The following is a 6202-nucleotide window of genomic DNA, read 5'->3' on the forward strand; positions in this document are numbered from 1 at the left end:
CCGGCGAAGGCTTTGCAGCGGCCGTCGGCGGCGAGGCCGCGCTGGCGGGAGAACTCGACGAAGAGCCCCGGCGTCGCCATCACGGTGACACCGCCCGCGAGCGCGAGCGAGCACTCGCCGTTCCGCAGGGCCTGCACCGCCAGGTGCAGGGCGACCAGCGACGACGAACACGCCGTGTCCACGGTCAGCGCCGGGCCCTCCAGCCCGAGCGCATAGGCGATACGGCCGGACATCACCGACGCCGAGTTGCCCGTACCGACGTGCCCCGCGAACTCCTGGGACTCGTCGCCGCTCAGCAGGCTGACGTAGTCCTGGCCGTTCGTGCCGGCGAAGACGCCCGTCGCGCTGCCGCGCAGCGAGTGCGGATCGATACCGGCCCGCTCGAACGCCTCCCAGGACGCCTCCAGCAGCAGCCGCTGCTGCGGATCCATGGCAGTCGCCTCACGCGGGGAGATGCCGAAGAACTCCGCGTCGAATTCCGTGGCGGTCTCGAGGAAGCCGCCTACGCGGGTGTACGAGGTGCCCTGGTGGTCGGGGTCGTCGTGGTGGAGCGTTGCCAGGTCCCAGCCACGGTCCTCCGGGAACTCGGTCATGGCGTCGCCGCCATCGGTGAGGAAGCGCCACAGCTGTTCGGGGGAGCCGATTCCGCCGGGGAAGCGGCAGCTCATGCCGACGATGACGATCGGGTCGTCGTCCACGAGTTGCCCGGCCGGCTCGGACCGTACGGGCTCCGCTGCCGAACCGAGCAGCTCGGTCCGGACGTACCGGGCCAGAGCGACCGGGGTCGGGTGGTCGAAGACCGTCGTGGCCGGGAGCCGGAGGCCGGTCGCGGCGCCCAGGCGGTTGCGGAACTCCACGGCCGTCACGGAGTCGAAGCCGAGGTCCTTGAACGCGCGGTCGGCCTGTACGGCGTCGGGCGCGGAATGCCCCAGGACCACCGCCACGTACCGGCGGACCAGGTCCAGGAGGAACCGGTCCTGCTCGGCCCTGTCGAGGGCGACCAGTCGCGCGGCCAGCGCGGACACGCTACCGGTCCCCGCGTCGTCGCCGACCGTCCCCGTTCCCGCTCCCGCTCCCGCCTCGGCCAGTCGCCGTACTTCGGGCAGGTCGGTGAGGAGGGGGCTGGGGCGGGTGGCGGTGAAGGCCACGTAGTGCCGTTCCCAGTCGATGTCGGCGACGGTGACAACCGTGTCGCCCTGCTCGATGGCAGTGCGCAGGGAGGCGACGGCCAGCTCCGGGTCGAGGGCGGGGACGCCGTGGCGGCGGGCCACCTCACCGGCCTCGGTCTCTCCCATGCCGCCGCCGGCCCACAGGCCCCAGGCCACCGAGGTCGCCACGAGACCCTGCGCCCGGCGCAGTTCGGCGAGTGCGTCCATGAAGGCGTTGCCCGGCGCGTAATTGCCCTGACCAGGTGTGCCCACCGTCCCCGAGAGGGACGAGAACAGCACGAAGGCGGACAGGTCCATGTCGCGCGTCAGCTCATGGAGATTGACAGCGCCGTCGACCTTGACGCGCAGCACGCGGTGCAGCTGTTCGACGGTCAACGAGTCGACGGTGGCGTCGTCCAGGAGGGCGGCCGTGTGGACGACCGCCGTGAGCGGGCTGACCTCGTCGATGAGGGTGGCGAGCTGTTCGCGCTCGGCGACGTCGCAGACCGCGACGGTCACCTTGACGCCCGCCGCCTCCAGCTCCTCGACGAGCTCGGGCGCGCCGGGGGCGTCGATGCCCCGGCGGCTGGTCAGGACGAGGTGCTCGGCACCCTGATCCGCCAGCCAACGGGCGACGTGGCCGCCGAGGGCTCCGGTGCCACCGGTGACGAGCACGGTTCCATCGGGCTGCCAGGCAGGTGCCTCGGTGCTGAGCGCGGGAGCGTGGGCGAGCCTGCGCCCGTACGCGCCGGCCGCCCGGATCGCGACCTGGTCCTCACCCGTCACACCGGACAACACCCGTGCCAGCTGCGTGCGGGACCTGTCGTCCACGCCCGTCGGCAGGTCGATCAGGCCACCCCAGTGCATGGGCTGTTCGAGAGCGATGACCCGGCCGAGACCCCACACCAGGGCCTGCTCCGGCGCACCGACGACATCGGCGCCTCCCGTCGACATCGCCTGGTGCGTCACAGCCCACAGCGGAGCCTCCACACCGGCGTCGCCGAGGGCCTGCGACAGCAGCACCGTCCAGGCGTAACCGACGGGGACCGACGCGAAGGCCGGATGCGACCGCCGGTCGAGAGCGACCAGCGACACCACACCGACGACGTCCGCCGACTCCCGCAGGCGCTCGGCCAGCGCGGCGCGGTCCAGCTCACGCTCGCCGAGGACGAGCAGCGACGGCTCGGCCCCATGGCCGGCCAGCGCCTCGGTCACACCCGTGACCCACGCGTGCTCGACATCGGCCTCGGAGACCACGACCAGCCACGAACCCGACAACCCTGCGGGCTGATTGCCGGTCAGCGGCTTCCATTCGATGCGATAGCGGAGCGCCTCCTGCGCGGAGCGCTCGCTCCGCTGCCGGCGCCAGGCCGACAGCGCGGGCAGCAGACCGCTCAGCTGCTCACCGTCGAGCCCGAGGGCCGTCGCCAGCGACTGGACATCCTCCCGCTCGACCGCCGCCCAGAACTCACCGTCCGCTTCCGCGTGCGCTGCCGCAACAGGGGCGCTCGGCTCGACCCAGAAACGTTCCCGCTGGAACGGATACGTCGGCAGATCGACCCGGCGGGCGCCCGTTCCGGAGAAGACCCGCGTCCAGTCCGTTGCCACACCGCGCACGGACAGCTCGGCCAGCGCGGTGAGGAACTGCTCCGGCCCGCCGTGATCGCGACGCAGGGAACCGGTCGCCACGACAGCCGTCCCGGCCGCATCGGCGATGTCCTGCACCCCCGCCGTAAGAACGGGGTGCGGGCTCGCCTCTACGAAGACGGTGTGGCCGAGCGCGAGCAGGTTGTCGATGGTGCCCTGGAACTCGACGGTGTGGCGGAGGTTGCGGTACCAGTAGGCGGCGTTGAGCTCCGCCGTGTCCGTGAGCGCGCCCGTCACGGTCGAGTAGAAGGGAATGCTGCCTGAGCGGGGCGCGATGGACGCGAGTGCTTGCGCCAGTTCGTCTTCGATGCGTTCGACGTGGTCGGAGTGGGAAGCGTAGTCGACGGGGATGCGCTTGGCCTGCGGGAACTCCGCCAGCAGCGCGTCCAGGACGTCGTTGTCGCCCGACACGACGGTCGAGGCGGGGCCGTTGACAGCCGCGATCGACAGCCCGTCCCGGCCGCGCAGCTGATCCGCCGGGAGCGGTACGGAGACCATGCCGCCTCGGCCGGACAGCGCGAGCAGGGCCTTGCTGCGCAGGGCGACGATGCGGGCGCCTTCCTCCAGCGAGAGACCGCCGGCGACGCATGCCGCCGCGATCTCGCCCTGGGAATGGCCCACGACCGCTGCCGGCGTGACGCCGTACGAGCGCCACAGCTCCGCGAGCGAGACCATGACGGCCCAAAGGACAGGTTGGACGATGTCGACTCGGCGCAGAGCCTCTTCGTCCGACAGCACGTCGAACAGCGACCAGTCGACGAACGGGCTCAGCGCCTCGGCGCACTCCCGCATCCGCCCGGTGAACACCGGCGAGGACTCGATGAGCTCCAGGGCCATGCCGGTCCACTGCGAACCCTGACCGGGAAAGACGAACACGACGCCGGACGGGGACCCGGCCACACCGGTCACCACACCCGGGGCCGGCGTACCGCCCGCCACCGCGTCCAGTCCACGCAGCAGTTCCTCACGGTCCGCGCCCACGATCACCGCGCGGTGCGACAGCGGGGAACGAGTCGACGCCAGCGACCACGCCACGTCCACCGGATGCGGGTCCGTACCCGCCTCCATGAAGGACCGCAGCCTCGCCGCCTGCGCGCGAAGACCTGCCTCGTCCTGGGCCGACACCAACCACGGCACCGCCGACGGCTCGGTACGAGCCTCCTCGGGCTCGGCGACCACGGGCGCCTGCTCGAGAATGACGTGGGCGTTGGTGCCGCTCACGCCGAACGACGACACACCCGCGCGGCGGGCGTCGCCGGTCTCCGGCCAGTCGGTCCGCTCGGTGAGCAGTTCCACGGCACCGGTCGTCCAGTCGACGTGCGGCGACGGCTCGTCGACATGCAGCGTCCGGGGCAGCACTCCGTGCCGCATCGCCATGACCATCTTGATGACACCGGCCACACCGGCAGCGGCCTGCGTGTGCCCGATGTTCGACTTCACCGAGCCCAGCAGCAAAGGCTGCTCCCGGTCCTGGCCGTACGTCGCCAGCAGCGCCTGGGCCTCGATGGGGTCGCCCAGCTTCGTACCCGTACCGTGCGCCTCGACGGCGTCCACGTCCTGCGGCGCCAGGCCGGCGGTGGCCAGCGCCTGGCGGATGACACGTTGCTGTGCGGGACCGTTGGGGGCGGTGAGGCCGTTGGAGGCGCCGTCCTGGTTGACCGCGGAGCCCCGTACGACGGCGAGGACCTGGTGGCCGTTGCGCTCGGCGTCCGACAGGCGCTCCACGAGCAGCATGCCGACGCCCTCGCCCCAGCCCGTACCGTCCGCGGCCGCGGCGAACGCCTTGCAGCGCCCGTCGGCGGCCAGCGCGCCCTGGCGGGAGAACTCCGCGAACGCGGTGGGGGTGGCCATCACCGTCGCGCCACCGGCCAGCGCCAGGGTGCACTCACCCGAACGGAGCGCCTGTACGGCCAGGTGCAGGGCGACGAGCGACGACGAGCACGCGGTGTCCACGGTGATCGCCGGGCCTTCCAGGCCGAACGTGTAGGACACCCGGCCCGACACCACGCTCGCCGCACTGCCGGTCGCCAGGTGGCCGTCGGCGCGCTGGGGGGCGTTGCCGACCAGCGCGCCGTAATCCTGGCCGTTGGTACCGACGAACACCCCCGTACGGCTGCCCCGCACCGAGTCCGCGGAGATGCCCGCGCGCTCGAAGACCTCCCAGGCCGTCTCCAGCAGCAGTCGCTGCTGCGGGTCCATGGCGATGGCCTCGCGCGGCGAGATCCCGAAGAAGCCCGGGTCGAAGTCGGCGGCGTCGTAGAGGAAGCCACCGGCCCGCACCGGCACGCCGTCGGTCCCGTCGGCGACGCTCCAGCCGCGGTCCGAGGGGAAGGCCGACATGGCGTCCGTGCCCGAGTCGAGCAGCCGCCACAGTTCCTCGGGGGAGTCGACCCCGCCGGGGAAGCGGCAGCTCATGCCGACGATCACGATCGGGTCGTCGTCCACCGGAGCCGGCATTCCGGCCGCCGGGGCCGGGGAAGCGGCCGTCGCCTGCGATCCGAGAATGCCGTCCAGGAGGTGCCGGGCGAGGAGTTCGGGTGTGGGGAAGTCGAACACGGCGGAGGCGGGCGTGCGCACTCCGGTTGCCGCGGTGAGCCGGTTGCGCAGTTCGACGGCGGTCAGCGAGTCGAAGCCGACCGACTGGAACGTGCGCGAGGTGTCGACCGCCGCCGGGGTGGCGTGTCCGAGGACCGCGGCGACCTGGCCGCGCACCAGCTCGACGACCGTGCGTTCCCGCTCGACCGGAGGCAGGCCCCGCAACCGGCCGGCGAACTCACCGGCCGCGTCGCCCGCCGGCCGGACGTGTCCCGTGCCGAGAAGGCCGGTGAGGAGGGGGCTGGGGCGGGCCGCGGTGAAGCGGGAACCGAACGTCTCCCAGTCCACGTCCGCGACCAGCACCACGGCTTCGCCGTCGGCCAGCACACGCTCGAGCGCGGTGAGCGCCAGCGCGGGCGCCATGGCACCCGCGTGCCCTGCCCCCATGCCCGTCCCGGCCCAGGCGCCCCAGGCCACCGAGGTGGCGGGCAGGCCCCGGGACCGGCGCTGCAGGGCCAGCCCGTCCAGTACGGCGTTGGCGGCCGCGTAGCTCGCCTGACCGGCGTTGCCCAGCGTCGCGGAGGCCGAGGAGAACAGGACGAACGCGTCCAGGTCCATGTCACGGGTCAGCTCGTCCAGGTGCCGGGCACCGTCGGCCTTCACGCGCATGACCTCGCGGACGCGCTCCGGTGTCAGCGACTCCAGCATGCCGTCGTCGAGGACGCCCGCGGCGTGTACGACGACGCGGAGGTCGGGGAGCGTGCCGAGCAGTGCGGCGACCGCGTCGCGGTCGGTGACGTCGCAGGCGGCGACGGTGACGTGAGTGCCCAGCGCCTCGAGTTCGGCGGCCAGGTCTGCGGCGCCCGGGGCGT

General features: G+C 72.7%; 1 protein-coding gene. It reads right to left on the bottom strand.

The window, feature by feature from the left end; translation table 11 throughout:
- Positions 1 to 6202: type I polyketide synthase (locus tag ABZ956_RS30370; RefSeq protein ID WP_361900696.1), on the bottom strand; the 6202-nt coding region annotated here is incomplete at both ends.

The organism is Streptomyces sp. NPDC046261, assembly GCF_040646235.1.
Taxonomy (GTDB): domain Bacteria; phylum Actinomycetota; class Actinomycetes; order Streptomycetales; family Streptomycetaceae; genus Streptomyces.